This is a genomic window from Bradyrhizobium manausense, from assembly GCF_018129685.1.
Classification (GTDB): domain Bacteria; phylum Pseudomonadota; class Alphaproteobacteria; order Rhizobiales; family Xanthobacteraceae; genus Bradyrhizobium; species Bradyrhizobium manausense_D.
In genome coordinates this window covers 302205-329025 of the sequence record NZ_JAFCLG010000004.1, presented here as the reverse complement: position 1 = coordinate 329025, position 26821 = coordinate 302205, and the positions used below count along the sequence as shown (strand labels likewise).

Annotated in this window: 23 protein-coding genes; 14 read left to right on the top strand and 9 right to left on the bottom strand. The window is 62.6% G+C overall.

Translation table 11 applies throughout. From position 1 onward, the window contains the following. Positions 1–316 precede the first annotated feature (316 nt). Entirely contained in the window at positions 317–538 is a 222-nt protein-coding gene (locus tag JQ621_RS14085; protein WP_212235301.1) for a hypothetical protein, read from the top strand. 8 nt (positions 539–546) lie between these two features. Here the strand turns inward: JQ621_RS14085 and JQ621_RS14080 are convergent, their stop codons facing one another. From JQ621_RS14080 to JQ621_RS14070, 3 genes are read right to left on the bottom strand one after another with little or no spacing between them, the layout of a single operon-like run. Beyond that, on the bottom strand, positions 547–1938 hold the full coding sequence (locus JQ621_RS14080; RefSeq protein ID WP_212235300.1) for an NCS2 family permease: 1392 nt from the start codon (positions 1936–1938) through the stop codon (positions 547–549). 13 nt (positions 1939–1951) lie between these two features. Continuing rightward, positions 1952–3817: an adenine deaminase gene (locus JQ621_RS14075; RefSeq protein WP_212235299.1), complete on the bottom strand. Its 1866-nt coding sequence runs from the start codon at positions 3815–3817 to the stop codon at positions 1952–1954. 13 nt (positions 3818–3830) lie between these two features. Beyond that, positions 3831–4520, bottom strand: a complete 690-nt coding sequence (locus JQ621_RS14070; RefSeq protein ID WP_212235298.1) for a TetR/AcrR family transcriptional regulator — start codon at positions 4518–4520, stop codon at positions 3831–3833. 211 nt (positions 4521–4731) lie between these two features. Between JQ621_RS14070 and JQ621_RS14065 the strand changes: the two genes are divergently transcribed. Further along, entirely contained in the window at positions 4732–5745 is a 1014-nt protein-coding gene (locus JQ621_RS14065; protein ID WP_212235297.1) for a formamidase, read from the top strand. A gap of 86 nt (positions 5746–5831) precedes the next feature. Beyond that, positions 5832–7151 carry a dicarboxylate/amino acid:cation symporter gene (locus JQ621_RS14060; protein WP_212235296.1) on the top strand — a complete coding sequence of 440 codons (1320 nt, stop codon included), beginning with the start codon at positions 5832–5834 and terminating at the stop codon, positions 7149–7151. Between the two features lie 8 nt (positions 7152–7159). Here the strand turns inward: JQ621_RS14060 and JQ621_RS14055 are convergent, their stop codons facing one another. Beyond that, positions 7160–8533, bottom strand: coding sequence for a hypothetical protein (locus JQ621_RS14055; RefSeq protein WP_212235295.1), 1374 nt, complete (start codon positions 8531–8533; stop codon positions 7160–7162). Positions 8534–8649: 116 nt separating this feature from the next. Then, positions 8650–9909, bottom strand: a complete 1260-nt coding sequence (locus JQ621_RS14050; protein ID WP_212235410.1) for an allantoate amidohydrolase — start codon at positions 9907–9909, stop codon at positions 8650–8652. Between the two features lie 402 nt (positions 9910–10311). Here JQ621_RS14050 and JQ621_RS14045 point away from each other — a divergent pair, with 402 nt between their 5' ends. From JQ621_RS14045 to JQ621_RS14015, 7 genes are all read left to right on the top strand, one after another. After that, on the top strand, positions 10312–11424 hold the full coding sequence (locus JQ621_RS14045; RefSeq protein ID WP_212235294.1) for a BMP family ABC transporter substrate-binding protein: 1113 nt from the start codon (positions 10312–10314) through the stop codon (positions 11422–11424). Then, a complete protein-coding gene (locus tag JQ621_RS14040; RefSeq protein WP_212235293.1) occupies positions 11421–12533 on the top strand; it encodes an ABC transporter permease in 1113 nt (370 codons plus the stop codon). The genes JQ621_RS14045 and JQ621_RS14040 overlap by 4 nt, the downstream gene beginning before the upstream one ends. A 1-nt stretch (position 12534) precedes the next feature. Further along, positions 12535–13461 carry an ABC transporter permease gene (locus JQ621_RS14035; RefSeq protein WP_212235292.1) on the top strand — a complete coding sequence of 309 codons (927 nt, stop codon included), beginning with the start codon at positions 12535–12537 and terminating at the stop codon, positions 13459–13461. Positions 13462–13472: 11 nt separating this feature from the next. Then, the gene (gene biuH / locus JQ621_RS14030; protein ID WP_212235291.1) at positions 13473–14156 is read left to right on the top strand and encodes a biuret amidohydrolase; all 684 of its coding nucleotides are present in this window, start codon (positions 13473–13475) and stop codon (positions 14154–14156) included. Next, positions 14153–15685, top strand: coding sequence for an ABC transporter ATP-binding protein (locus tag JQ621_RS14025; RefSeq protein WP_212235290.1), 1533 nt, complete (start codon positions 14153–14155; stop codon positions 15683–15685). The genes biuH and JQ621_RS14025 overlap by 4 nt, the downstream gene beginning before the upstream one ends. A gap of 13 nt (positions 15686–15698) precedes the next feature. After that, positions 15699–16184: a nucleoside deaminase gene (locus JQ621_RS14020; protein WP_212235289.1), complete on the top strand. Its 486-nt coding sequence runs from the start codon at positions 15699–15701 to the stop codon at positions 16182–16184. Positions 16185–17906: 1722 nt separating this feature from the next. Beyond that, positions 17907–18596, top strand: coding sequence for a DUF416 family protein (locus JQ621_RS14015; protein WP_212235288.1), 690 nt, complete (start codon positions 17907–17909; stop codon positions 18594–18596). A gap of 35 nt (positions 18597–18631) precedes the next feature. Here the strand turns inward: JQ621_RS14015 and JQ621_RS14010 are convergent, their stop codons facing one another. From JQ621_RS14010 to JQ621_RS13995, 4 genes are all read right to left on the bottom strand, one after another. After that, positions 18632–19300 carry a transposase gene (locus JQ621_RS14010; protein WP_212235287.1) on the bottom strand — a complete coding sequence of 223 codons (669 nt, stop codon included), beginning with the start codon at positions 19298–19300 and terminating at the stop codon, positions 18632–18634. Between the two features lie 35 nt (positions 19301–19335). Continuing rightward, positions 19336–19593 (bottom strand): transposase, encoded by a 258-nt coding sequence (locus tag JQ621_RS14005; RefSeq protein WP_249125262.1) that lies wholly within the window; start codon positions 19591–19593, stop codon positions 19336–19338. 62 nt (positions 19594–19655) lie between these two features. Then, entirely contained in the window at positions 19656–20099 is a 444-nt protein-coding gene (locus JQ621_RS14000) for a hypothetical protein (RefSeq protein WP_212235286.1), read from the bottom strand. 229 nt (positions 20100–20328) lie between these two features. Then, positions 20329–21447: a hypothetical protein gene (locus JQ621_RS13995; RefSeq protein WP_212235285.1), complete on the bottom strand. Its 1119-nt coding sequence runs from the start codon at positions 21445–21447 to the stop codon at positions 20329–20331. 570 nt (positions 21448–22017) lie between these two features. Here JQ621_RS13995 and JQ621_RS13990 point away from each other — a divergent pair. The 4 genes from JQ621_RS13990 (at position 22018) to JQ621_RS13975 (ending at position 26724) form a co-directional block, all read left to right on the top strand. Further along, positions 22018–23589 (top strand): ABC transporter ATP-binding protein, encoded by a 1572-nt coding sequence (locus JQ621_RS13990; RefSeq protein WP_212235284.1) that lies wholly within the window; start codon positions 22018–22020, stop codon positions 23587–23589. Next, complete coding sequence (locus JQ621_RS13985) at positions 23573–24664, top strand: ABC transporter permease (protein ID WP_212235283.1); 1092 nt, start codon at positions 23573–23575, stop codon at positions 24662–24664. The genes JQ621_RS13990 and JQ621_RS13985 overlap by 17 nt, the downstream gene beginning before the upstream one ends. Next, positions 24651–25568 (top strand): ABC transporter permease, encoded by a 918-nt coding sequence (locus tag JQ621_RS13980; RefSeq protein ID WP_212235282.1) that lies wholly within the window; start codon positions 24651–24653, stop codon positions 25566–25568. Before JQ621_RS13985 ends, JQ621_RS13980 begins: the two co-directional genes overlap by 14 nt. Before the next feature lie 79 nt (positions 25569–25647). After that, the gene (locus tag JQ621_RS13975) at positions 25648–26724 is read left to right on the top strand and encodes a BMP family ABC transporter substrate-binding protein (protein WP_212235281.1); all 1077 of its coding nucleotides are present in this window, start codon (positions 25648–25650) and stop codon (positions 26722–26724) included. Positions 26725–26821 lie beyond the last annotated feature (97 nt).

Here is a 26821-nt window from a genome sequence, read left to right as displayed (position 1 = left end):
GAATCAGCGTAGCAGAATTCCGAACATGGCGCCTCACCCTTTCTGTGCACATCGCGTCGCAGAATGGGACAGCAACGCTTCCCGTGCACTGCGGCCATCGCGGCGCAACATCAAATCCGAATCATCAATTAGTGATCGGCGATTCAGGACGATATTCGCCTTGGCTTGATCTTAACTATTGTGGCGCAATGGACTGCGGCAATTCGTGAACAGTAGTTCTAAACAACTCACCGAATTCCCGACTCATTGTCGTCGCATGGTCTTCATGCAGCGCCGCTAACAGGGGCGCGCGAACACGACTATCGCTTGAGGCAGCATGAGCAACGACGTCGACTTTGATCTTTCAGCCGACCAGTGGGAAGCGCTGCGCGCGCTTCGCAACCCGGCGTCGAGCGGTCGCCTCTCGAAAGCTTACCTCATCGAGAGTCTCGTCAAGCTCGGCCTCGTGGTTGTGAACGACGGTACGCCTGCGATGACGCCGATTGGACGCAAGGTGTTGGTGCGCGGATCATGCCGGTTGCTGGACCTGGTTGCGTAGCGCGCGCATTAAAAAATCTGGGCCGTCACGACCGCGTAAGCGATGAACACAACGCCAAGCCCCCACACCATCGCTGGAATCTGTGACCGCCGTCCGACCGTCACTTCCAGCGCGATGTAGCTCAGAGTGCCAAGGGCCATGCCGTTGATGAGGTTGTTGGTCAGAACGGTGACCAACAGCGTCAGAACGATCGGAACCGCATTGCCAAGATCGGTCATGTCGATGCGGGCGAGCCCCTGCATCATCAACACGCCGACGAGCACCAGAGCAGGTGCGGTCGCTTGCGACGGGATGATCACAAAGATCGGCCAGAAGAACAGCGCGAGGAAGAAGAATCCCGCAACGGTCAGCGACGTCAAGCCGGTGCGTCCGCCGGCCTGCACGCCGGTGATCGATTCGATGTAGGCCGTCACCACCGACGTGCCGAACAGCGGGCCGACGATCGACGCCGTCGCATCGGTCGCAAACGCAGCGGTGGCATTCGGGATCGAGCCGTCGGGCTTGCGCAAATTGGCAGCGCCCGTCACGCCGATCAGCGTGCCCAACGTGGAGAAGAATTCGGCACACAGGAAATAGAACAAAAGTGGCAGCGCCACGACGAAATGACTGAAGAGATAGCCGACGTCGAGCGCCATGAAGGTGCTGGTCGGCCAGCGCGGCCAAGACAGGATGGCCGATGGCATCGACGTGACCATCTTGCCGTTGGCGCCGGGAACGAAGAAGCCGATCACGGTCAGCAACACGATCGACAGGATCAGCGCCGCAGGCACCCGGCGCACCACCAGCACTGGCGTGAGCATGAGCCCGAACAGCGTCAGCAGCACGGGCGGGCTGCGCAACGATCCCATGGCGATGTAAGTCGATGGATTTTGCACCACGAATCCAGCTCCCCGCAGCGCGATGAAGACGATGAGGGTGCCGACCGCGGACTGAATACCGATCTTCAGCGCTTCCGGCACGTCCTTTGCGACTTTCTCGCGCAGCTTCGACAGGCTTAGGATCAGGAACAGCACGCCGGTGAAGGCGACCATGGCCAGCGCCCCTTGCCACGGCATGCCCATCTGCTTGACGATGACATAAGTGAAGATGACGTTCGAACCCATTGCGGGCGCGACCGCGAGCGGCAGATTGGCCCACAGCCCCATCATCACCGAGCCGAAGATCGCGGCCAGCGCCGTAGCGCTGACGAGATCGGCGCGATCCATTCCTGCATTGGACATGATCGCCGGGTTCACCGCGATGATATAGGCCATCGCCGCGAACGTGGTCGCTCCGGCCATCATCTCGCGGCCGACGCTCGTGCCACGCTCTGTGAGGCGAAAGGCCCGATCGAGCAGCCCGGGAGCTGCGTGCGGGGTCCGTTCTTCGGAGGCGGCTTGTGGCTTGGTCATCTCGTTCATCGCAGTCGTCCCCCTACCAGACCACCGGGTGCGCTTCGCCGGTTTGCACGTTGATGAAACCAAGCGGCGCCTGCTCGCACGGCGCCACCAGCACCCAGCTCCAGGGCGCGCAGGTCAGCGTTGCAAACATGAGCCGTTCGGGGAATCCCGGATACCAGCGCGGCCGGAACGTCGGCTCGTACATCCAGTCGACATTGCGGCCTTCTGCGTAAAGCGCCTGCATCTCGGCATCGAGCGCCTGCGCAGAACGGCAGCTCATGAGCCCGCCGACTTCGAAGCGTACGGTGGCAACGAGCTCGCCTTCACGCACCAGCGCCCAGCCGCCCTGAAGCTCGATCAGCGCATTCACCGCCTTCGCCATCGCCGCGTCGGACGAGCCGACCACCCAGATATTGTGCTTATCATGCGCCACCGAGCAGGCGAGCGCCGTCTCCGGCGTGCGCGGTCCACAGCCGCGCCAAAACATCTTTGCGACACGCCCGTCGCCGGAAAAGCGATCGACGATGGCAAATTTGGTGATGGCCTCGCTCTCGTCGCGCTGAACGGCACCATCACGCACCGGCAGTTCGAGCGTGTAGAATTCGGGATGCCAATGGAAGGGGCGGATCACCGCTGCTTTCATCGTGGCCCGACCGGGCTCCGCCCGCAGCTCGAAATCCCCAGGCTTGATCGTGCGCTTGATATTGACAGTCTTGGTCGCCCATTCCGGCCATTCGATCTTCGGCACCTCGCCAAGATAGCGCTTGCCCTCGGAGACCTGCGCACCATCGGCCCACACTTCGGCGATCGTGAGCTTGGTGACGTCCGAGAGCAACACGACATCGCCGAAGCGCCCGGGAGCCAGACTCCCGACGAACGGCGTGATGCGCATGTGCCGCGCCGGATTGATGGTGAGACACTGGATCGCAACCTCTGGCGCCAGACCGGCTTCGATCGCGACCCGGGCATTGTGGTCGCTGGCGCCGAGCTCGAGCGTGTGGCTGGCGCTGCGGTCGTCCGTGGTGAACGCGATCTGCGACCAGTCCTGCAAACCCTTCGCAAGCAGCCATTTGACGATCTCGTCCATGGCGTAGACACGCAGCTCGACAAAGAGACCGCGTGTGAGCTTGTCCCAGGTCTCCTCCGGTGTCTGCACCTCGTGGTCAGAGGCGAGCCCGGCCGCGGCAAAGGCGTTGATGGAGGGCAGATCCCGCAGGCCCGAGGCGTGGCCTTCGACGACGCCACGTGCCGCGAACGTCGCCTCGATCATGCCCCAGAGCCGCTTGTAGGAGGGATTGTCGGGATTCCATACCGCGGGCCAGTCCATGACTTCGTCGAGCCCCGTCACCATCAGGCTCTCGGCCATGAAGCGCGCCTGCTCGTCGCGGCCATACCAACCGCCACCCCATTCGTAAGCCGTCGGCGGCACCGCCGAGCCCGGCTGCGGGAAAATTTTGAGTGGCGAGCCGCGTCGGCGTGCCTCGAACCAAAATTCGAGATTGCGCGCACCATTGACGTTGGAGAACTCGTGGCTTGCCTCGCAGGTCCAGGTATTGCCATGCGGCAGCACCAGCGCCGCCTCCCATTCGGGCGTCAGGTGCGAGCTCTCGATATGCTTGTGCACTTCGCCGAAGCCGGGCACGGCCGCAAGATCCGGCCGATGCACGCGCTCGCGGACCTCGCCGGGGTAGCTTCCGGCCGGCCCCACCCACGCGATACGCCGGCCCTTGAAGATGATCTCCTGATCCTCGCTCCAGGTGCGGCTATGGACGTCGAGCAATTTGCCGACCCGCAAGGCGCGATCAGCGGGTCGGCGCCCGAGCGCCGTCAGCACCAGGTCCTGACGAATGCGAACCTCGTCGGGCGCATTGATCAGGAGATCGTCTGACATCACGTTCATGGCCTGCCTCACTCTATGCCGGTACTTTCGCAGCCGCGATCCGCTTCCGCGGCGGTTTACCCGCCTTGTTGTCGCTCTTGCCGGCGCGCGCTGCAGCGGCATCGCGCTGACGAACATCTTTCAAAAGGGTCGTGAGCGCCCACTCGATGGCATCGGCGATCTCGCTGCTCGTCATGCCGAAATCCTCGCGCATCGCGTTCCAGGCCAGCACGTTGTTGAGGTAGGACGCGAGCGCCTCCGCCTGGCGGACCTCCCTGGCGGGAAGGTGCCTCGCCAGCGGCGCCACCGCCTTGCGATGCTGGTCGATCAGATGCCGCCTGAAGCCGGCGCGCACCCGGCGGCCCGCTCTGGTCATTGCGATGGCACGCGCCAGATGCGGATGACGGTCGAACCGCTTGCACAGCTTGCGGAAGATCTCGGGGAGTTCGTCCGGCGAGGTGAAGGGAATGTAGCTGAAGACGTTGTTCTCGATCCATTCGCCGGCCGCTGCGAACAATTCCGCGCGGGTCTTGAAGTGCCGATAGATGGTTCGCTCCGCCACCTTCGCACGCTTGGCCACCGCGGCCATGGAAACGTCGTCGGCCTCTTCATCCTCCAGCGTCGCGACGAAGGCGGCAACGATGCGCTGCCGCGTCATCTCGGCATATTCGCCGCGCAGGCTTGCACCATCTCGCTCTGCTGTATGTCGCTCTGCTGTACTCATGTCATAAGTCTGACATCAGCCGATTTGGAGGGTCAAGCCGAGACTTGAGGCACGCGGCGCTTCAACAATGGGCGTTGGCGCGCTCCGGCGGCCGGGGCGCACGACGCTCGCCTGCCGCCCGAAAAATGGACTTTTGCGCATCGCCAAAATCGGATTTGCTCTTCCGAGAACTGCGCGCAACGGCGCCGCGCAGGCGGCAAGGGAGCTGGTCATGAACGGGCTTGGTGGACTGAACAAATCGCCCAACGGCGTGGTCATTGGGCTCGTGCAATTGCAACTGCCGAATGTCGTGACCCGTGCCGATCTCGCGAGGCAAACCGAGCGCATCGTCTGGATGGTCGGCAAGGCCCGTCGCAACCTCTCCACCATGGATCTGGTGGTATTCCCCGAATACTCGCTGCACGGCCTCTCGATGGACACCAATCCCGAGATCATGTGCCGGCTCGACGGGCCGGAGGTCGCCGCGTTCAAGCAGGCCTGCATCGACAACCGGATCTGGGGCTGCTTCTCCATCATGGAGTTCAACCCGCACGGCAATCCCTATAACTCCGGCCTGATCATCGACGACCACGGCGAGATCAAGCTCTATTATCGCAAGCTTCATCCCTGGATTCCGGTCGAACCGTGGGAGCCCGGCGATATCGGCATTCCCGTGATCGAGGGGCCGAACGGCGCCAAGATCGCGCTGATCATCTGCCACGACGGCATGTTCCCGGAGATGGCGCGCGAATGCGCCTACAAGGGTGCGGAGATCATGATCCGCACGGCCGGCTACACCGCGCCGATCCGCGATGCCTGGCGCTTCACCAACCAGGCCAATTCGTTCCAGAACCTGATGGTCACTGCGAATGTCTGCATGTGCGGCTCGGACGGCTCGTTCGATTCCATGGGCGAAGGCATGATCGTCAATTTCGACGGCAGCGTGCTGGCCCACGGCACCACCGGCCGCGCCGACGAGATCATCACCGCCGAGGTGCGCCCCGATCTCGTGCGCGAGGCCCGCATCAACTGGGGCGTCGAGAACAACATTTACCAGCTCTGGCACCGCGGCTATGTCGCAGTGAAGGGTGGCGCGATGGACTGCCCCTACACCTTCATGCAGGACATGGTCGCCGGCACATACCGGCTACCTTGGGAGGATCAGGTCAAGGTCACCGACGGCACGTCCTGCGGCTTCCCGGCACCGACGCGGATGTTCGGCAGGACGGCGAAAGCGGCTGAATAGGCCGCTTTAGCCCGAAACTGCGACATTCTGGCACGGTTGTTGCTCCTCCCTGATGTTCTGGACGTCGTCAAAACGGGGGAGTCATCATGTCGACCATTGCCGCGGCCCCGGCCGCCGAGCGCAAGCCGCTCTATTCTTCGTTGTTCGTCCAGGTCCTGGGCGCGTTGATCCTGGGTATCATTCTCGGAGTGGCCACGCCGGATTTTGCCATCAGCCTCAAGATCCTCAGCGACGCCTTCCTGAAGCTGATCTCGATGATCGTGGCGCCGATCGTGTTCTGCGTCGTCGTGCACGGCATTGCCGGCGCCGGCGATCTGAAGAAAGTCGGCCGGGTCGGCGTCAAGGCGTTGCTCTATTTCGAGGTGATGACGACCGTGGCGCTCGTGGTCGGCCTGCTGCTCGCCTACATCTTCGGTCCCGGCCACGGCATGAACATCGATCCCTCGACACTCGACGCCAAGGCGCTCAACACCTACGCTGACAACGCCCACAAGCTGGCCGGCGGCGGCATCGGCGCCTTCCTGATGAACGTGATCCCGACCACCTCATTCGACGCGCTCTCGCGCAACGACGTGCTTCAGGTGCTGTTCTTCGCGGTGCTGTTCGGCGTCGGTCTCGCACTGGTCGGCGGCGAGAAGGGCGCACTCGTCACCTCGATGATCGACGCGGCCTCCACCGTCCTGTTCCGCGTCATGGGGCTGATCGTTCGGGTTGCGCCACTTGGCGTGCTCGGCGCCGTCGCCTATACGGTCGGCAAATATGGCGTCGGCTCGCTGAAGCAGCTCGTCTCGCTGGTGATGCTGTTCTACGTCTCCGTCGGAATCTTCGTGCTCGGCGTGCTCGGCAGCGTGATGGCACTCGCCGGAATCAACATCCTCAAATTCCTGTCCTACCTGCGCGAAGAGCTGATGATCGTGCTTGCGACCGCCTCGTCCGATGCGGTGCTGCCGCAGATCATGAAGAAGCTGGAGCGCATGGGCGTGAAGGATTCGGTGGTCGGCCTCGTCATCCCGACCGGCTACTCCTTCAATCTCGACGCCTTCTCGATCTACCTTACGCTGGCTGTCGTCTTCATCGCACAGGCCACCAACACGCCGCTGTCCTTCGGCGATCTCCTGCTGGTGCTGGGCGTCTCCCTGATCACGTCGAAGGGCGCGCATGGCGTGCCGGGCTCGGCGATCGTGATCCTGGCGGCGACGCTGAATGCGGTGCCGAGCATTCCAGCGATCGGCCTCGTGCTCGTGTTGTCGGTCGACTGGTTCATCGGCATGGCCCGCGCAGTCGGCAACCTCATCGGCAATTGCGTCGCGACCGTGGTCGTCGCCGCCTGGGAGGGCGACCTCGACCGCGCCAAGGCGGCCAAAGTTCTCGAGGGCGGCGAGTTGGTGGACGTGACGGCGGGGTAGCCCGCGGATCAGTCGTTCCACTGAAGGAGTGGCGTTCCATACGCCCTCCTCCACACCGAGAGGAAGCGCGGGAACCACGAGTGCGCCACCGCGCCTTTGTAGGCCCAGGTGCGATACTTCAACCCTTGCTCCGAAATCAGCTCCTGATAGCCGCCGTGGACCTCTGTCGCGGTGCGGATGTCTTTCAATATCCCTTGCGCGCAGGCGCGGTAGGAATTGCTCGCCGAGGCTTCGTCAAAGTCCAGCATGCGATCCGCGAACTCGACATTGAATGTCGGCCACGATGAGCGCCCCTGATAGGCCGGCGCCGCAATCTTGTGGATCATCTTGTTGCGCGGATTATCCGCCGACACCAGAAAGTGGAACGTGCTGGGGATGCGGAAGCGGGGCTCGGCGATGATCAGATCCGTTGTGGCCGCGAACAGCGCGCGCTCATTTGCATCGTTCATGTCCCAGAAGCCGCGATGCACACTGACGAAATCCAGCGCGACCAGCGACACCGGCGTGCCCGCCGGGCCATCCAGCGAATGCCTGACGTAGCCGTCCTTGCCGAACAGGCGGAGCAGGCCCTTCTTGTATTCCGCAAGGTCACGCCCGAGCAGCCGCTTCAGAGCAACCTCGTCGACGACGCCAAGCTGCACACCCCACATAAACGTCGTGTAAACGCAGGCATTGGTGACGAAACGCCGGCGCTCGGCGCGGGTGTCGGTTGCCGCAGAGCGAGGCCCGCTGGCGTCGCAGAGCAAATATCCGACGCCATCAACGTCGAACGTCTCGAGCTCGCTTGCGAGCTTCAGAATCGCGCGCTTCAGATCGGCGCCATATTCGGCCAGCAACAGGCGTCCGGCATGCGCACATTGCGACATTGCAACATGAGACGACGCCCGCTCCTCGGCCGAGAGCATCTGTTGGAGCCCCGCCAGTATTCCGAGCAGCGTGTCGGAGGGACGCGAGAAATAATTCACGCCGAGATATCGGCCGCGCCCCGCCGGAACGATGGTCGTCGTGACGACATCGGCGCGAACTGCCTCCAGCAACAGGCGAACGCTCTTTTCGAGCAGGCGCGCCCGGCGCACCGCGTCCTGCGCATCCATGATGGTCTCGGGATCGAGCACGTCAGGATAGAACCATGCAAAGTCGCGCGGGTAATAGGCCGAGGCGTGCGGAGCGCCCGTGACGAGGAACGCCTCGGTCACCGAAAAGGCGCTGTCCATCGAGTGCCGGTAGAGGTCTTCGATGGCCGACAGCGAGTGACGCGGCTTTCTCAGAAACCGGTCACCGAGAAAATTCACCGCCTGAAGGGCGTTGGCGACAAAGGTCGCAGCCGCGCCCTGGTAAAATCGGTTCTCTGGATGCGCTGGAAAGGAAATATAGCTATTCATAGTGCTTAAGTCGGCCAAAGTCTCTGATGGTTCGGTGCTGGCTTATTCTAAATGCGGCTGATTCGCCTCTCTACCCGGGAACTTGCGGGGCTCGCGGCATCGTTAACTCGGCGTGACTACCCCTGACGCGGCCGGAAGTTCTCGATCACCCGCAGCAAGACCCGCGCGCCGGCATCGGCGTCCGCCAGCTCGACATGCTCGTCCGGATGATGGCTGATGCCGCCGCGGCAGCGGACGAAGATCATCCCGACATCTGCGACGTCGATCATCGCCATGCCATCATGCCCTGCCCCACTCGGCAGTTCGAAGGTGGGAAACCCTTCGGCGGCGATCGCCTGCGCGATCTGACTCTTCAGCCAGGGTGCGCAAGGCGCGGTGCGGTTCTCGTGGGTGACGTCGAGCTGGAGCGCCAATTGCCGGCGCTTGGCGATCGCCTCGATCCGGCGGACGACGTCGGCGACCGCGCGCTTGCGATGCATGTCAGTCGGCGCGCGCATGTCGATGGTGAAGGATACTTCGCCCGGAATGACGTTGGTCGCACCGGGCCTCGCCTGGATGTAGCCGACGGTGCCGACCAGGCCGCCCTCGTCGGTACGACAGAACTGCTCGATGGCGCCGATGCATTCGGCCGCGCCAGTCAGCGCGTCGCGGCGTAGCGCCATCGGCACCGTGCCGGCGTGACCGGCCATGCCGGTGAGCCGTGCGGCCAGCCGCGTCGCGCCCGCGATCGCCGTGACGACGCCGACAGGGAGATTCCGGTCTTCCAGCACCGGCCCCTGCTCGATGTGCAATTCGAGATAGGCCAGCAACTCGCGCCGGGCCCTTGCGGCCGCGCCGATATGATCGGGCTCGAGGCCGAATTTGACGAGCGCATCGCGCATCGAGATGCCGTCGCGGTCGCGTGTGTTCAAGACGCTCTCGTCGAACGTCCCGGCCACGGCGCGGCTGCCGAGCAGGGTGGAGGCGAAGCGTACGCCTTCTTCGTCGGCAAAGCCAACGACCTCGATCGCAAACGGAAGGCGCTTGCCGCGGCGATTGAGATCGGCGACGCAAGCGATCGCCGTAATCACGCCCAGCGGCCCGTCCCATTTGCCGGCATCCCGCACCGTGTCGTAGTGCGAGCCGAGCATCAGGCACGGCGCTCCTGGCCGCTCGCCTTCGTAGCGGCCGCAGACATTGCCAATCGCATCGAGATGCGCGCTCATGCCGGCCTCCCGCATCCAGCCGAGGATGAGGTCCGAGGCGACGCGCAGCTCCTTCGTGAGATAGATGCGGGTGAGCTTGCCGTCTTCTTCCGAGATTGCCGCGAGCTCGTTGATCCGGCGTACGATCTCTTCGCCGAGCCATGCATTCTGAACGGCGGTACCAGCACCCATCTCGGTCAAGCTTTCCATCCTCAAGACCGCGCGGGCGGTCGCAACGTCAATCGATACAAGTTCGGTGCCAGCGAATTCAGCGCAGCACCCGTTCCGGGTCAGCGCGTGGTTAGCATGAATGTGAGTCGTCAGCCGAACGCCCGCGGCAATCCATACCCACGAGAGATCAGGTTAAGACTGCTTAACTACATTGCATACAATCTAGAGATACCGCCTATAATTTAATCTGCTGATTTCCTGATCAAGATTCGACAATTATAAATAGTCAATATTTTTCAAAGAACTACATGCAAGTGCACATCCCTTAGCCTCTGGCACGAAGCTTGCGACATCTTATCCGGGCTCCGCCAGACCGGCGCAGCCGCGAGATTGAGGCGGTCCGGCCGCCAAGGGGAGCAAGCAATGGATTTTGGCAGGATTTCACGACGTCACTTGTTGCAGGGCGGTGCAGCCCTCACCCTCGGCGCGGCGGCCGGCGCCCGCCCGGCCTTCGCGGCCGACACCACCATCGGCTTTATCTATGTCGGCTCGCGCGACGACTATGGTTACAACCAGGCCCACGCGCAGGGTGCCGCGGCGCTGAAGAAGATCCCCGGCCTCAAGGTGGTTGAAGAAGAGAAGGTGCCGGAGACCGACGCGGTCGAGAAGACGATCGAGTCCATGATCAACCTCGACGGCGCCACCCTGCTCTTCCCGACCTCGTTCGGCTACTACAATCCGCACATGATCAAGATGGCCAACAAGTACCCGAAGCTGCGCTTCGAGCACTGCGGCGGCCTCTGGACCGACAAGGATCCGAAGAACGCCGGCAGCTATTTCGGCTATATCGACGAGGCCCAGTACATCTCGGGCATCGTCGCCGGCCTGACGTCGAAGAGCGGCAAGCTCGGCTTCGTGGCAGCCAAGCCGATTCCCCAGGTGCTGCGCAACATCAACGCCTTTGCGCTCGGCGCCAGGTCCGTCAATCCGAAGGCGACCACGCAAGTGATCTTCACCGGCGACTGGTCGATGCCGGTCAAGGAGGCCGAAGCCACCAACAGCCTGATCGACCAGGGCGTGGACGTTCTCACCTGTCACGTCGACGGCCCCAAGACCATGGTCGAGAATGCCGCGCGGCGTGGTGCCTTCGTCTGCGGCTATCACACCAACCAGTCGGCGCTGGCGCCCAAGGCCTATCTCACCGGCGCAGAGTGGAACTGGGAAGCGCTCTATCCGAAGTTCGTGAAGATGATCGCTGCCGGCGAAGGCATCCCGAATTTCTACCGCGGCGGCCTGAAGGAAGAGATCGTCAAGACCTCGCCCTATGGCGAGGCCGTCTCGGCCGAGGCACGCAAGGCCGCGGACGAGGCCAAGGCCAAATTCCTGTCGGCGGACGGGTTTGCCATCTTCAAGGGCGGCCTGGTCGACAACAAGGGCAAGACGGTGATCCCGGCCGGTACCGACCGCGGTCAGAAGGACCCCGAGCTCGAGAAGATGGACTATCTCGTCGAGGGCGTGCTCGGAGCGACTTCGTGACATCGGAAGCAGCGGATTCCGCCGAGGCGGTCGGGGCCGTTGCCCCGGCCGCCGACCCGGGCTTTCTGCAACGCTACGGCGGCACGATCGAGTATGTCCTGATCCCGGGCGCGGCGCTCGCCGGCGCGCTCGTGGTCTTCGGCATCTTCGTCATGCTGTTCGGCAAGAACCCGCTGGACCTTTATTTCTACATGTACCAGGGCGCCTTCGGCACCTGGTTCTCATGGCAGAACACGCTGACCCGTGCCGCCCCCCTCATCCTCACGGCACTCTGCACTGCGCTGCCCGCACAGCTCGGCATGGTGATCATCGGCGGCGAAGGCGCGTTGCTGATCGGCGCGTTATCGGCGACCAGCGCCGCGCTGTTGCTTCAGGGCATGCCGCCGCTCGTCGTGCAGGTCGCCATGGTCGTCGCCGGCGTGATCGGCGGCGGCTTGTGGATCATGCTCGCCGGCGGCTTGCGGCAATATCGCGGCGTCAACGAGACGATCTCGAGCCTGCTGCTCGTCTACATCGCGCTCGCAATCCTCAATCACCTCGTCGAAGGCATGATGCGGGACCCTGCCAGCCTCAACAAGCCGTCGACCCGCGAGATCGGCGCTGCCAACATGATCGGCTCGATCCCCGGCACCGACGTGCATTGGGGCCTCGTGTTCGGCCTGATCGCCGCGATCGCCGCCTACATCCTGATCTATCACACCGTGTTCGGTTTCGCCGCGCGCGTTGCCGGCGGCAACATTCGAGCTGCAAAGATCGTCGGCCTTGGCGTCAGCAAGCTGATCCTGACCATCTGCTTCCTCGCGGGAGGCGCCGCAGGCCTTGCCGGCATGGTCGAGGTCGCCGCCGTGCAGGGCCGTACCAACGCCAATCTCGCGGCTGGCTACGGCTTCACCGGCATCCTTGTCGCCTTCCTGGCGCGGCAGAACCCGCTTGCGATCATCCCTGTCGCGATCCTGCTCGGCGGCATCAGCGCCAGCGGTGGCCTGCTGCAGCGTCGGCTGGGACTGCCTGATGCGTCCGTGCTCGTGCTGCAAGGCATCATCTTCGTCTTCGTGCTTGCCAGCGATGCGCTTTACGGCCGCATCGGGTTTCTGAAGGGAAAATCCTGAGATGGCAGACGGATCGATCGGACTCTGGACCGTCCCGCTCGCCGTCCTCGGCGGCGCCATTCGTGTCTCCACGCCATTCCTGTTCGTGAGCTTGGGGGAATGCATCACCGAGCGCTCGGGCCGCATCAATCTCGGCCTCGAGGGCACGCTGGTGATGGGCGCAATGAGCGCCTACGGCATCTCCTACCTGACTGGATCACCCTGGCTTGGCGTGCTCGCCGCCGGCATTACCGGCGCGCTTCTCGGTGCGCTGCATGCCGGCATCTGCTCGCTGCCGCGCGTCAACGACGTGGCGGTCGGCATCGCGTTGATGCTGTTCGGCACCGGCCTCGCCTTCTATCTCGGCAAGCCGCTGATCGAGCCCACCGCGCCGCGGCTGCCCGCGATCGATTTCGGCTGGTGGAGCGATATCCCGCAGCTGCGGGCCGCACTGCGCGTCAACGTCCTTTTCCTGATCGGCGTCGTGCTCGCGCCAATCCTCTATTGGGCCTTCCGCACCACACGCTGGGGCCTGCTGATCCGCACCGCCGGCGAAAGCTCCGACGCCGCCCGCGCGATGGGCCATTCCGTACTGCTGATCCGCTTGCGCGCCACCATGGTCGGCGGCTTCCTCGCTGGCATCGGCGGCTCGTTTCTGTCGCTGTTCTATCCCGGCAGCTGGAACGAAGGCCTGTCCTCGGGTCAGGGCATCACCGCGGTCGCGCTCGTCATCTTCGCGCGCTGGGATCCCCTGCTCTGCCTGTGGGCCTCGCTCGCCTTCGGTGGCGCCGCGGCCTTGGGACCGGCGCTGCAATCGGTCGGCGTCACCTCCGGCTATCATCTATTCAACGCTGCGCCCTACATCCTGACGCTGGCGATCATGATCGTCACCTGCTCGCCGAAACGCACGCTGACCGGAGCCCCGGCCGAATTGTCGATCACCCGCTAGAGAGCACAGCCATGCCCGAGCGCTATCTCAAGTCCGAGCCTTATGCCTGGCCCTACAACGGCGATCTGCGTCCTCAAAACACCGCGCTCATCATCATCGACATGCAGACCGACTTCTGCGGCGTCGGCGGCTATGTCGACAAGATGGGCTACGACCTCTCGCTGACGCGGGCGCCGATCGAACCGATCAAGAAGCTGCTCAGCGTCATGCGCGCGCAGGGCTTTCACATCATCCATACCCGCGAGGGCCATCGCCCGGACCTCTCGGATCTGCCTGCCAACAAGCGCTGGCGCTCGCGCCAGATCGGCGCCGGCATCGGCGACCCCGGCCCCTGCGGCCGCATCCTGGTACGCGGCGAGCCTGGCTGGGACATCATCGAGGAGCTTAGGCCCCTGCCGGGCGAGCCTGTTATCGACAAGCCCGGCAAGGGCTCGTTCTGCGCCACTGATCTCGAATTGATCCTGCGCGTGCGCGGCATCGAGAACATCGTGCTGACCGGCATCACCACCGACGTCTGCGTCCACACCACCATGCGCGAGGCCAACGATCGCGGCTTCGAATGCGTCCTGCTGCACGATTGCTGTGGCGCGACCGACAAGAGCAACCACGAGCACGCGCTCAAGATGATCAAGATGCAGGGCGGCGTGTTCGGCGCGGTCTCGACCTCGGACGCCTTCATCGGAGCGATTTCGTGATCATCGGCGAGCCGCCTCCGCTTGTCGGCGCCTTCGGTGTCGACGCCATCGCCATGACCATGCGCTTCGGCGATTTCCTGGCGTTGGACAATGTCGAGCTGAAGGTGCGGCCGGGCTCTTTCCACGCGCTGCTCGGCGAGAACGGCGCCGGCAAGTCGACGCTCGTCAAATGCATCATGGGCTATTACCACGCGACCGAAGGCGACATTCTCGTCGGCGGGCGCGAGCAGGCCATCGCCAATCCGAAGGATGCCCACGCGCTCGGCCTCGGCATGGTCTACCAGCACTTTACGTTGGTGCCGGCCATGACGGTGGCCGAAAATCTGGTGCTGGCGCGCGACGACGTGCCGGCGGTGGTGAACTGGCCGAAGGAGATGAGGGAGCTCGAGGCCTTCCTGGCCCGAATGCCGTTCAAGGTGCCGCTCTCCGCAAAGGTCTCCGACATCTCGGCCGGCGAGCGGCAGAAATGCGAGATCCTGAAACAGCTCTATCTGAAGCGCCGTTTCCTGATTCTGGACGAGCCGACCTCGGTCCTGACACCGGCCGAAGCGGACGAGGTGCTCGGCATGCTCCGCGACATGGTCGTCAAGGGCGAACTGACCATCCTGATGATCACGCACAAGTTCCGCGAGGTCATGGCTTTCGCCGACGAGGTCACCATCCTGCGCCGTGGCAAGCTCGCCGGTGCGGGCAAGGTTTCCGAGCTGACGCCGGATGCGATGGCCCGGACCATGATTGGCGCCGAGGAGTTGACCGTGCAGCCGCCGCGCACCGGCGAAGCCGGCGAGGCGCGGCTGGAATTGGCGAAGGTCCGCGCGCTCGACGATGCCGGCGCCATCGCCGTGCATGACGTCTCCCTTACCGTGCGGGCAGGCGAGATCGTCGGCATCGCCGGCGTCTCCGGCAACGGCCAGCGCCAGCTCGTGGAGGTCCTGGCCGGCCAGCGCGAGGCGGAGGGCGGCGAAATCCGCGTCGCCGGTGATCCCTATCACGCCAGCCGCGAGGAGATGCGGCGCCACAGGATGTCGCTCCTGCCCGAGGAGCCGCTGAAGAACGCCTGTGTCGGCGGCATGAGCGTCGCCGACAACATCGCCTTCCGCGAGTTCGACCGCGCGCCGTTCGCAAGTGGCGGGTGGTGGCTCAACCGCAGCGCCTTCCGTGACGACGCGACGAAGAAGATCGGCCAGTACAAGATCAAGACCCGCACGCCCGACACGCCGATTTCGGCCCTGTCAGGCGGCAATGTCCAGCGCGCCGTGCTCGCCCGCGAGCTTGCCGGCGACGTCGAGGTGCTGATCGCCGCCAATCCCTGTTTCGGCCTCGACTTCGCGGCGGTGGCGCAGATCCATGCCGAGATCATGGCCGCGCGCAACCGCGGGGCGGCCGTGCTTCTGGTCAGCGAAGACCTCGACGAATTGCTCGAACTGTCCGACCGGCTGGTGGTGATGTTCCACGGCGAATTCGTGTATGAAGCGCGGACCAGCGAGGCCGACCTCACCGAGGTCGGCCGGCACATGGCGGGGCACTAGAGGCGGAGTATCGATGGACGGCGTCACCGAGCGCGACGAGCATTTTTTGCGCCTGTCCTTCGCGGTTGCCCGCCGTTCTCTCACCCATGGCAACCATCCGTTCGGCTGCATCGTCGTCGCTGCCGACGGCCGGGTGCTGATCGAGGCCGAGAACGGGTACATGCCCGACCATGACGGCACCGCGCATGCCGAGCGCCTCGCGGCGACGCAGGCGTGCCGCACGATCGGCCGCGACGTGCTGGCCTCAGCAACGCTCTACTCCTCCGCCGAGCCCTGCGCGATGTGTTCAGGCGCGATCTACTGGGCCGGCATCGGCCGCGTCGTCTACGGCCTCAGCGAGCACCGCCTGCGCGACATCACCGGCAACCACCCGGAGAACCCGACGCTCGACCTGCCCTGCCGCGAGGTCTTTGCGAGCGGCCAGCGGCCGACCGAGGTCGTGGGACCGCTGCTGGAAGACGAGGCCGCAGCGCTGCACGACGGCGTGTGGACGAAATAGATTCTCCAGGAGCCGCCCTTCCCTCCTTGCCGGCTCGCGCTCCGGCAAAAAACGAAAAAAACAACCCCATGCACAGTAGAACCGCGGGCGCTCGCCGGCGCGAGGTCAATTCGGTCAGGTCGTTGCAGCATCGTGCAAATCGGCGACTGACGCGCAAGGATCGCCGCATGTGCGGCGCGGGCGCGCTTTCGAAACCAGCTGTGCGGCCAGGCGACTCGCGATTCAGATTGGCGCTGTTTCGTATTTTTCGAATTTCGCTTGATGCGTCGGGCAAAACAGTGGTAGTATGCCATCATTGTAGATTTGAAAACGCCGCTAGCCAGTCGCCGGTGGCATTGCGCACAATCCCTACTCGATAGAGCCGACCTTGCAGACGGGCACCGCGATATGCACCTGAGCGCAGTCACTGGATTTATCGTGTCTCACTTCTTCAGGGGTGCAGTCCAGCACTGTCACCGTAATTCGATCGGCGCCTGGTGATCCAGGATGACGTCTCTATCCTTGTAGCTCACCGAATTCACGATACGAGCTGCAGGGGTCACACGCTGACCGCCGATTGGGTGGTGATCGGTTAATCTGGAATGACGACACGAGCGAGACGAGCCATGCTCCAGCACGCCAACAAGCTCGCATGGACTCAATTAAGAGCACTTGACCGTAATTCGCACTCTCATCGGCCTGTTCGGCCTGCACTTTCAATTTCGGATTTCGAAGACTTTAGTGCACCTATACAACACGCTTCGCTTAATTGCGCCTCGGCCGCTGTTTCGTCAAAATCTTTCCTATCTGGTAACGGATCTGCACATCCCCGACATGCGCGGCCTCTGTGTATATTTCCTCGACATCGGACAATTGTACTACCAGAACGTTATCGCCGATCCATTCCAGCTTAGGATCAGAAGTCCCTCGTCCATAGGAAAGGAAAGTCGTCTTTTGGTTGCTTTGTTCAGAACGAATAGCCAGAAAAACAGTGCTTGAGAACGCAATCCCGCCGCAGACCGTTTGAGTCATCTCGATGCTAAACTTACCAGTTGATCCAGTTTGCGATATTGGCTCATCTTGAGAAGCACACTGATATGCATCGGGAGGAAGTCGAGAATAAATATACAGAGCTCCGACCACGACCACCGCCAATATGATGAAGAGAAATCTCCCTAAGATTCGACGCATGTCCTGCCTGCTCAGGGCGTAATCGGTGGCCGCGGAAGCTGACCCGTGATAGCAGCCCTGTACCGTTAAGCCACCACTTGGTTAGCTGGGGTGTCATTCCCTGTGCCGAGTTTAGCCAAGCATACGAGCCGCCAATCGAAAGGGTATCTACCCACGAAAAGCCAGCGCCGTTCATCAGCACTCCAACTCTGTAATTCGCAGCCCGTAGGGCGGATTAGCGTCAGCGTAATCCGCCATGATAAACTAACAACATCGCCGGCTCCTGCGCTATCGTACCCAACATGCCCATTGATCGTCGCGCCTTCGTTCCCGGCGGCTGCTGGGTGCTCTACAGTGGCGACCTGGCCGCCGGCAAAGAAGGAAGCGGTGGCCTGCCATCACGCAGGCGATGCTCGTGGAGTGGATGGCGGATTACGCTGACGCTAATCCGCCCTACGCGCTCGCTGTTAATCCAAGACCATCCTGCGGCGCCTGTACTGAATCCCTGATGAGGCAATTTGGTTGGGGTAAGTCGGGACCGATCATAAACTACTGACTTGAAGAGCACGCCAAATGGAATGGAAGTACTCTGAATATCAGTCATGTCTTGAACTGAAGCTTGCGCAACTGCCGAGCGCGCCGCATAGAAGTGCCTTTATTTTGTCGTGCTGCGAGCGACAGTTGCCCAACTATGCGGCTTTTCAACGCCGGACTGGGATTGGCGATTCGGAAGAACTTGCTGTAGCTCTGGAACAGCTTTGGGACAATCTGAGCAGTGATATTCTTTCGAAGAAGGAATTAACGCATCTTCGCGAGAAAGCCTTCGATCTGGCCCCTCGAGATGATCTTCCGACGGCGTGGACAGCCCTGCCGACTGTTGGCGCAGCCATTTATGCTTGCAGCGGTATAATGGACGCCGCCAATTTCGCACTTAAGAAAGGCAACCAAAGCGCAATACGTTGTGGCTTGAACGCTTACGAAACTGTCAAGGAGCATGCATACTGGGAGAGTGTACTGCGCGATCAAACCATTGAAGGCTATGAGCACTGGCTTAGTAGAAGAAACACTGCTGAATTCACGGAACGAACGAAGGAATTGGCCAACTCGGCAGCTGATGATCCCAGAACGCAAAGAGAAATCAATAAGCAGTTTGAAATACTGCGACAGCTTCAAGATATCCCTCAGGATGACCTGCTGGCCCTGACCAAGATTCGAGAGGTCTCGACATTCGGAGGGATGAGCAACTTAGGGTACGCAAGATAAGAGAATTAATTACAGTGACAGTGCACTAAATACCATCATTCATCCTCCACGGACGGCTTGGGTCCGCGCTTGGCCGGCTTGAGGATGCGCCCCGTCTGGCGCTCGACACGGGCGAGGAAACGATCGTCTCCGAGCGGGCGGCCGATGCTCTCCGCCGAACGCAATGCCGCGAACAGATCGGCTTCAGGCTCGGTTGCCAGCAGGTCGGCGAACCGGGGAAACCGGTCGCTGATCGGCGCGAGCGCGGTCAGGCCGTCGTCCTTGCCGCGCAAATGGGCGCGCGTGCTCGACCAGCGCCAATCCTGCGCACGCCGCACCAGCCGCGCCCGCACCGGGTTGAGCGACACGTAGCGCAGCGCCGCGGCGAGATATCGTTCGTCCATGGCAACGGCGCCGAACCGGCCTTGCCAGAAATGCCCGGTGCGCTTGCGTCGCGCCTGAATGGTCCCGGCATAGCTGCGATGCACGCGCGCCAGCGCACGGCGCAGCCCGTCGGGGTCGGATGGCACCAGGATGAGGTGCACGTGGTTGGGCATCAGACACCAGGCCCATACCTCGACCCCTGCGTCCCTGCAATTCGCCGCGAGCAGATCGCGGTACAGTGCATAGTCGCCGTCCCCGAAAAACGTTCGCGCGCGACCGTTGCCACGCTGGGTCACGTGGTGGGGATGGCCGGGGATCACGACACGAGCAAGACGAGCCATGCCGCATCATGGCAGTGAAACCGGGCGGCGTCAATTTAGTGCACTGTCACCGTAATTCGCGCCAGCGCACGGCGCAGCCCGTCGGGGTCGGATGGCACCAGGATGAGGTGCACGTGGTTGGGCATCAGACACCAGGCCCACACCTCGACCCCGGCGTCCCTGCAATTCGCCGCGAGCAGATCGCGGTACAGCGCATAGTCGCCGTCCTCGAAGAACGTTCGGGCGCGACCGTTGCCACGCTGCGTCACGTGGTGGGGGTGGCCGGGGATCACGACACGGGCAAGACGAGCCATGCCGCATCATGGCAGTGAAACCGCCACTTAAGGGGTGCAATTCTTGCACCGTCACCGCAATACTAGCCGCTCCGCCCAGCTTCCATCGCTTTGATTTTACGATGAATTGCCTGATAATCATTATGGTGATTTGAAGCTACAAGGCCCTGCCAATCCCCTTTCGTGATGGCCATCACTGCAATGTTCTTAAGATAGGCCTGACCAACTCCGAGGTAGTGAGAGCGCTCCTTAGCCGCAGAAACAGTCGAAACCAGCGTCGATACCCCAGCGTGGGGATCAGAGGCAAATACGAGCACACTGTTTCGTGGCCGAGGGGATGTCTCGACGATTTGATCGACCAACCCACTCCAATTCCCTTCAAGCAAGGCAAAGCCGAAAGCCCGAAGGATTGGAAATCTAGACTCCGCAACGACCGAGAATCGTACTCCTTCGCCGGAAAGATAAAATGCGAAACCGCTCTCAGGACCGTCATAAAAGGTAGTTGCAACAACCAGATTAAAGTTCACGCCTCTCTGAACCCCACCTCTCACTCTTAGATCGGCCAAGTATTTACTTGAATATCTCATTCCATTTTCTTGCGACTTCAGGGGTAACCGGGTTGGGGATCCGGGGGTGTCAATTTAGTGCACTGTCACCGTAATTTCGTAATTTTGTCACCGTAATTTCCGGAAACGGAGATGGCGTCGCGAGGGTCTTCGCGACGCCATCGTCTTTCACCTGCAGAGCTTCAGGTGCCTAGAACTTCATGGTGATACCAGAGTAGAGCGAAGACTCGGTGCACGACCCGGTGCTCACGCGTGCAGCGCCAACCGCAGTGGTACAGGCGGTGGCATTGTTGTGGTCGAGGCCAAACTTGTTCTGCCAATAGCGATAGGCGACCCAGACGTCGATCATGTGAGAGTACTTGTCACCCCATGCTGCTTTCGATGCATCGAAAGTCAGGCGAATTGGCTCCGAATTCAACTCAACCTTGGTGGGATAGACGCCGTTTGCAACGCTCACGGGGAGCGGCTCGGTGTCGGATCCCTTCGTGCCAATCCAGCCGGCGCGACCGCTGATCGCGAAGTATTGCATATTTTGAGGCAGGAATCCGAGATCCATGTAGTAGTTGACCTCGACTGTCCACGTCGGCTTGTAAGACGTATTGCCGTCCGCGAGGCAGGCCGTAGCCGGAACGGACCAACCAGCTCCGCACTGTGCAAACGAAGTATGGTTTGCAAACTCCCAATAGACCATGGGCGAAACGTTGATGTAGCCCTTGTATGGAAGGTCAAATGCAAACTCTAGTCCGCCGACGACGGAACGCTTGGCCGCGGAATTATAACGGTCCTCCGTGTTGGCATCCATGCCAACCTCAAACGAGATATTGTGCAGCGGCCCGGCTGTAAAAGCCTTGGTGTTGAAGAGTTGGTTCCAACCGAAAGTCGATCGGAATAGCCCGTAGATTTCGGTCGCGCCGGCGCAGCTCGCGGGCGTAAATGCGAAGCCGGCAGCGGGAGAAACTATCCCACCCGTTTGCGTACATGGCGCCGCCGGATCGTTGTGATCAGACTTGTACATCGAAATCGTGAAGAAGTTAGTGCCGTAGGCCCAGGCGTCGAAGTGGGTGAAGGAGTAGACCTGCTTCGTCGTCTTGGAGTTGATGACACCATTTGTGTTGGTGAACGCGCCGGGCTGGGCTGCATTGAAGATGTAGGAGAACGTCACCCGGTCGTCGATCACCAGGAAGAACGGAAGGTCAGGCGCCTTCTTGGCGGCCTTGACCGGCAGATCCGCAGCGTGAGCCCAGCCACCGATGGCCAGCGTGGCAAGTGACAGCGCCGTTGCTGCAACCGCCCTGAAACGAAACGACATCCTGAATACCCCCAAGTTTGGACACGTAAAAATGAACGTCCCTGAGGGCGACACTTGCGCCGAACTCCCGGAGTGAGAAGCCTCAACTTTTTTCAAGGCATGCCGCATGTTTCAGCAGCACGCGACGATTCACCGCGAAAATTTGGGGGTTTTCGCGCGCCGTTGCCGCGCAGGATCGGCGACGCAATGCCGAACATTCCCGGTTGAATTCGTTTGCGTTTTATCTCGACCGCGCAGCTCGGGTACCGGCGCCGGCAACGGCTGCCGCGGCAGTCCCGTATTGCATACGCGTGCTGGCGCGATTTTGCGCAACATCACATCAGGCCTGCACAGGGGGTTCCGATTTGGTTTGAACCGTCACAAATTTGCAACAGATGTCATCTGCTGGGCTGCGCTGCGGAGGCTCTCAGGCTTTTCCCGCGGCGCAATCATCGCCCGGCGAGGACCGCGACTCGCGACGCCGCCCCCTGCCGAAGCGTTAAGCAAGGGATGACGCTTTTTCACACCTTACGCGGCGGTTCAAACTAGCCCACTATTGAGGCACTTCCTCCCATGCAAGCGCACCAACGCATGTTAGATCCGACGCCTGACGGCCTGCATTCCGGCGAGTCCCCGTTGCTTCAAACGGTCGGGCTCACCAAGCGCTATGGTGATTTCCTCGCCAACGATTCCATCGACATCGAGATCTGGCCGAAGGAGATTCATGCCCTCCTCGGCGAGAACGGCGCCGGCAAGTCGACATTGGTGAAGGCGATCTATGGACTGATCCAGCCCTCTGCCGGCGAAATCCGCTGGCAGGGCGAACGGATCGCGCTGTCCGGCCCTTCCGAGGCGCGCAGCCGCGGCATCGGCATGGTGTTCCAGCACTTCTCGCTGTTCGACAATCTCACCGTCGCCGAGAACGTCGCGCTCGGCCTCGACGGCAAGGAGTCCTTCAAGGACATGTCGGCACGGCTGGAGCAGGTGTCGAAGACCTATGGACTGCCGCTCGATCCCAAACGCGAGGTCTGGCAACTGTCCGTCGGCGAGCGCCAGCGCATCGAGATCGTCCGGGCATTGATGCAGGATCCCAAATTCCTGATCCTGGACGAGCCGACCGCGGTGCTGACGCCGCAGGAGGCCGACCAGCTCTTCGTCGTCCTGGAGCGGCTCAAGGCCGAAGGCCGCGCCATCCTCTACATCAGCCACAAGCTCGAGGAGGTGAAGCGGCTGTGCGACACCGCCACGATCCTGCGCGGCGGAAAGAAGATCCAGACCTGCAATCCCCGGCGCGAGACCGCTGCCTCGCTCGCGCGCATGATGGTTGGCGGCGAGATCAGGGAAGTGAAGGCGGCCGCCGGTCGGCAGACCACGATCCCGCGGCTCGTCGTCAACGATCTTTCGCTCGCGCCGGACGAGCCGCATGGGGTGCGGCTCGAGCACATCTCGTTCGAGCTGAAGGGCGGCGAAATTCTCGGCATTGCCGGCGTCGCCGGCAACGGCCAGGACGAACTGTTTGCCGCGCTGTCCGGCGAGCGGCTGGCGAAGGATCCGGGCACGGTGGTGATCGAAGGCATCGCCGCAGGCCACCTCTCGATCACCAAGCGGCGCAAGCTTGGCGCCGCCTTCGTGCCGGAAGAGCGGCTTGGCCATGGGACCGCGCCGCGCATGAAGCTGTCGGAGAACGCGCTGCTGACCGGGCACGCCGCCAGCGGCATGGTCAATCGCGGCTTCATCGACACCGCGGCCACGCTTGATACCGTGGACAAGGCGACCGAGACTTTCGACGTCCGCAAGGCCAAGCGCGATCCGGAAGCGGCCTCCCTCTCCGGCGGTAACTTGCAAAAATTCATCGTCGGCCGCGAGATCCTGCGCAACCCGGCCGTGCTGGTGGTGAGCCAGCCGACCTGGGGCGTCGATGCTGGAGCGGCCGCCGTGATCCGCCAGGCGCTGCTGGACCTTGCGACCGCAGGCGCCGCCGTGCTGGTGACCAGCCAGGACCTCGACGAGCTCGCCGAAATCGCCGACCGCATCGCCGTGATGTTCCACGGCCGTTTGTCGGAGCCGCTCGCCACGCGCGATGCGACGCGCGAAAAGCTCGGCCTCCTCATGGGCGGCAGCAGCCTCGAGCCGAAGGAGGCCGCGCATGCAGCTGGTGCTTGAGAAGCGCGCCGAGCGCTCCAACACGATTGCGCTGGTCTCGCCGCTCATCGCGATCGGCTTGACCATCGTGACCATGACGATCCTGTTCGCGATCATCGGCAAGAATCCGCTGCTTGCCCTGCATGCCTATTTCATCGCTCCCCTGACTGACGGCTATTCGCTGCAGGAGATCGCGGTCAAGGCGACGCCGCTGGTCATGATCGCGATCGGGCTGTCGCTCTGCTATCTCGCCAACGCCTGGAACATCGGCGCCGAGGGGCAATTCCTGATCGGCGCGGTTGCCGGGAGCTGGATCGCGGTGAAGACGCAGGGCACGGACGCTGGCGTCTGGGTGCTGCCCGCGATGCTCGTGCTTGCGGCTGCCGCAGGCGCGCTCTATGCGCTGATCCCGGCGATCTGCAAGGTGAAGTTCGGCGCCAGCGAGATCCTGACCAGCCTGATGCTGGTCTATGTCGCCGACCTTCTGCTGGATTATCTCGTGCGCGGCCCCTGGCGCGATCCGAACGGCTTCAACTTCCCGACCACGGCGGAGTTCGATCCTGTCGCGACGGTGCCGCTGCTGATCGAAGGCGGACGGCTGCATCTCGGCTCCATCATTGCGCTGCTGGTGGTCGCGTCTGCCGCGATCCTGCTCGGCCGGACCATCAAGGGATTCGAAATTCGCGTGGTCGGTGCCGCGCCACGCGCTGCCCGGTTCGGCGGCTTCAACGCCAATCAGCTGATCATCCTGACTTTCGCGGTATCGGGCGCACTCGCCGGTCTCGCCGGAATCATCGAGGTCGCCGGCCCCGTCGGACATCTCCAGCCCGGCATCTCGCCCGGCTATGGTTTCACCGCGATCATCGTCGCGTTCCTCGGCCGGTTGAACCCCATTGGAATATTAATTGCAGGCCTTTTTCTCGCGCTGACCTTTATCGGCGGCGAACAGGCGCAGATCGCCATGAAGATCCCGTTGGACGTCACCAAGGTCTTCCAGGGCATCCTGCTGTTCTACGTGCTTGCCTGCGATTCCCTCATTCTCTACCGCTTCAAGCTGGTCTTCCCGAACCGACAGGTGGCCCGTGGAGCTGGTTGAAGCCATCATCCTGTCGGTGCTCGCCGCCTCGACACCGCTCCTGATCGCGGCAACCGGCGAGCTCGTCACCGAGCGTTCCGGCGTGCTCAATCTCGGCGTCGAGGGCATGATGATCGTCGGCGCGGCCTGCGGCTTCGGCGGCGCGTGGTTGACCGGATCGATTCTGATCGGCGCGCTGTTCGGCATTGTTGCGGGAACACTGATGTCGCTGGTCTTCGCGCTGATGGCGCTCGGCCTTGCCGTCAACCAGGTTGCGACGGGTCTGGCGCTGACCATCCTCGGGATCGGGCTATCAGGCCTGATCGGCGCCGGCTTCGTCGGCGAGCGGATCACACCGGCCGCACACCTGCACATTCCCGGCCTCACCGATGTTCCGCTGATCGGCCGTGTCCTGTTCGGCGAGGACGCCTTCGTCTACTTCTCCATCGCGCTCATCATCGGCGTGTGGTGGTTCCTGTACCGCACGCGCGCGGGACTGATCCTGCGCGCCTGCGGCGATAATCATATCTCCGCACACGCGCTCGGCTATCCCGTGCTGCGCATTCGCACCCTCGCCGTGATGTTCGGCGGTGCCTGCGCGGGTCTTGCCGGCGCCTATCTGCCGCTCGCCTACACGCCGTTCTTCATTCCCGGCATGACCGCGGGCCGGGGCTGGATCGCGCTGGCTCTGGTCGTGTTCGCATCCTGGCGGCCGGGCCGCCTCGTGGTCGGCGCTTACCTGTTCGGCGCGGTGACGATCCTGCAACTGCACGCGCAAGGCTGGGGCGTCGGCATTCCCTCGCAATTCATGTCGGCGCTGCCGTACCTGGCGACCGTCATCGTGCTGGTCCTGCTGTCCCGCGCGCGCACCGGCGGCTCGACCGCGCCGGCCGCGCTCGGCACCGTGTTCGTGCCTGACCGCTGAATGTTTCATTTTCGCAGCGTGCGCGATGGGGCGCGCACGTTGCGGATCGTGGCTTTCCCCTGATGTTTGGAGATTGATGATGAGGAAATCACTTCTTGCGCTCGCTGCCGGCCTTCTGCTGGCCGGAAGCGTCAGCGCGGCCTCCGCCGCCGACAAGCTGAAAGTCGGCTTCATTTACCTCGGGCCGATCGGCGATCTCGGCTGGACCTATCAGCACGAGCTCGCCCGCCAGGCGCTGGTGAAGGAGTTCGGCGACAAGATCGAGACCACCTATCTCGAAAACGTCCCTGAGGGTCCCGATGCCGAGCGCGCCATCGAGCAGCTCGTCCGCGCCGGCAACAAGCTGATCTTCACGACGTCGTTCGGCTACATGGACCCGACGCTGAAGGTCGCCAAGAAATATCCGAACGTGCATTTCGAGCACGCCACCGGCTACAAGCGCGACAAGAACATGTCGACCTATTCGTCGAAGTGGTATCAGGGCCGCTACATCCAGGGCCTGATCGCGGCCAAGATGTCGAAATCAGGCGTGCTTGGCTATATCGGCTCGTTCCCGATTCCCGAGGTCGTCTCCGGCATCAACGCGACGATGCTCGCGGCGCAGACCATCAACCCGAACATCAAGGTCAAGATCATCTGGGCCAACACCTGGTTCGATCCGGGCAAGGAAGCCGACGCCGCCAAGGCGCTGATCGACCAGGGCGCCGACGTGATCATGCAGCACACCGATTCGCCCGCGGCCATGCAGATCGCCAGCGAGCGCGGCAAGCTCGCCTTCGGCCAGGACTCCGAGATGATCAAGTTCGGCCCCAAGGCCCAGCTGACCTCGATCCTCGACACCTGGGCGCCCTACTACATCGCCCGCGTCAAGGCCGAGCTCGACGGCACCTGGAAGTCGGAGGACACCTGGGGCGGTCTGGACAGCCACATGTTCGCGATGGCGCCGTATACCAACATGCCTGACGACGTGAAGAAGATCGCCGAAGATGCCCAGGCTGCCATCACCGCCGGCACGCTCCAGCCGTTCAAATGCCCGGTGATTGGGCAGGACGGCAAGGAGGTCGAGTGCAAGGGCGGCACCAGTCTCGATGCCGGACAGATCCTTGGCATGAATTTCTACGTGAAGGGCATCGACGACAAGCTGCCGGGCAAGTAGCACGCTTCTTGCTTTGATCAAATCACCTGCTCCTCCCGGAGGAGGTTCGGAGGGGGTGGCCAGAAGCACCCGGCACTTGTGGTCGCCCCCTCCTTCT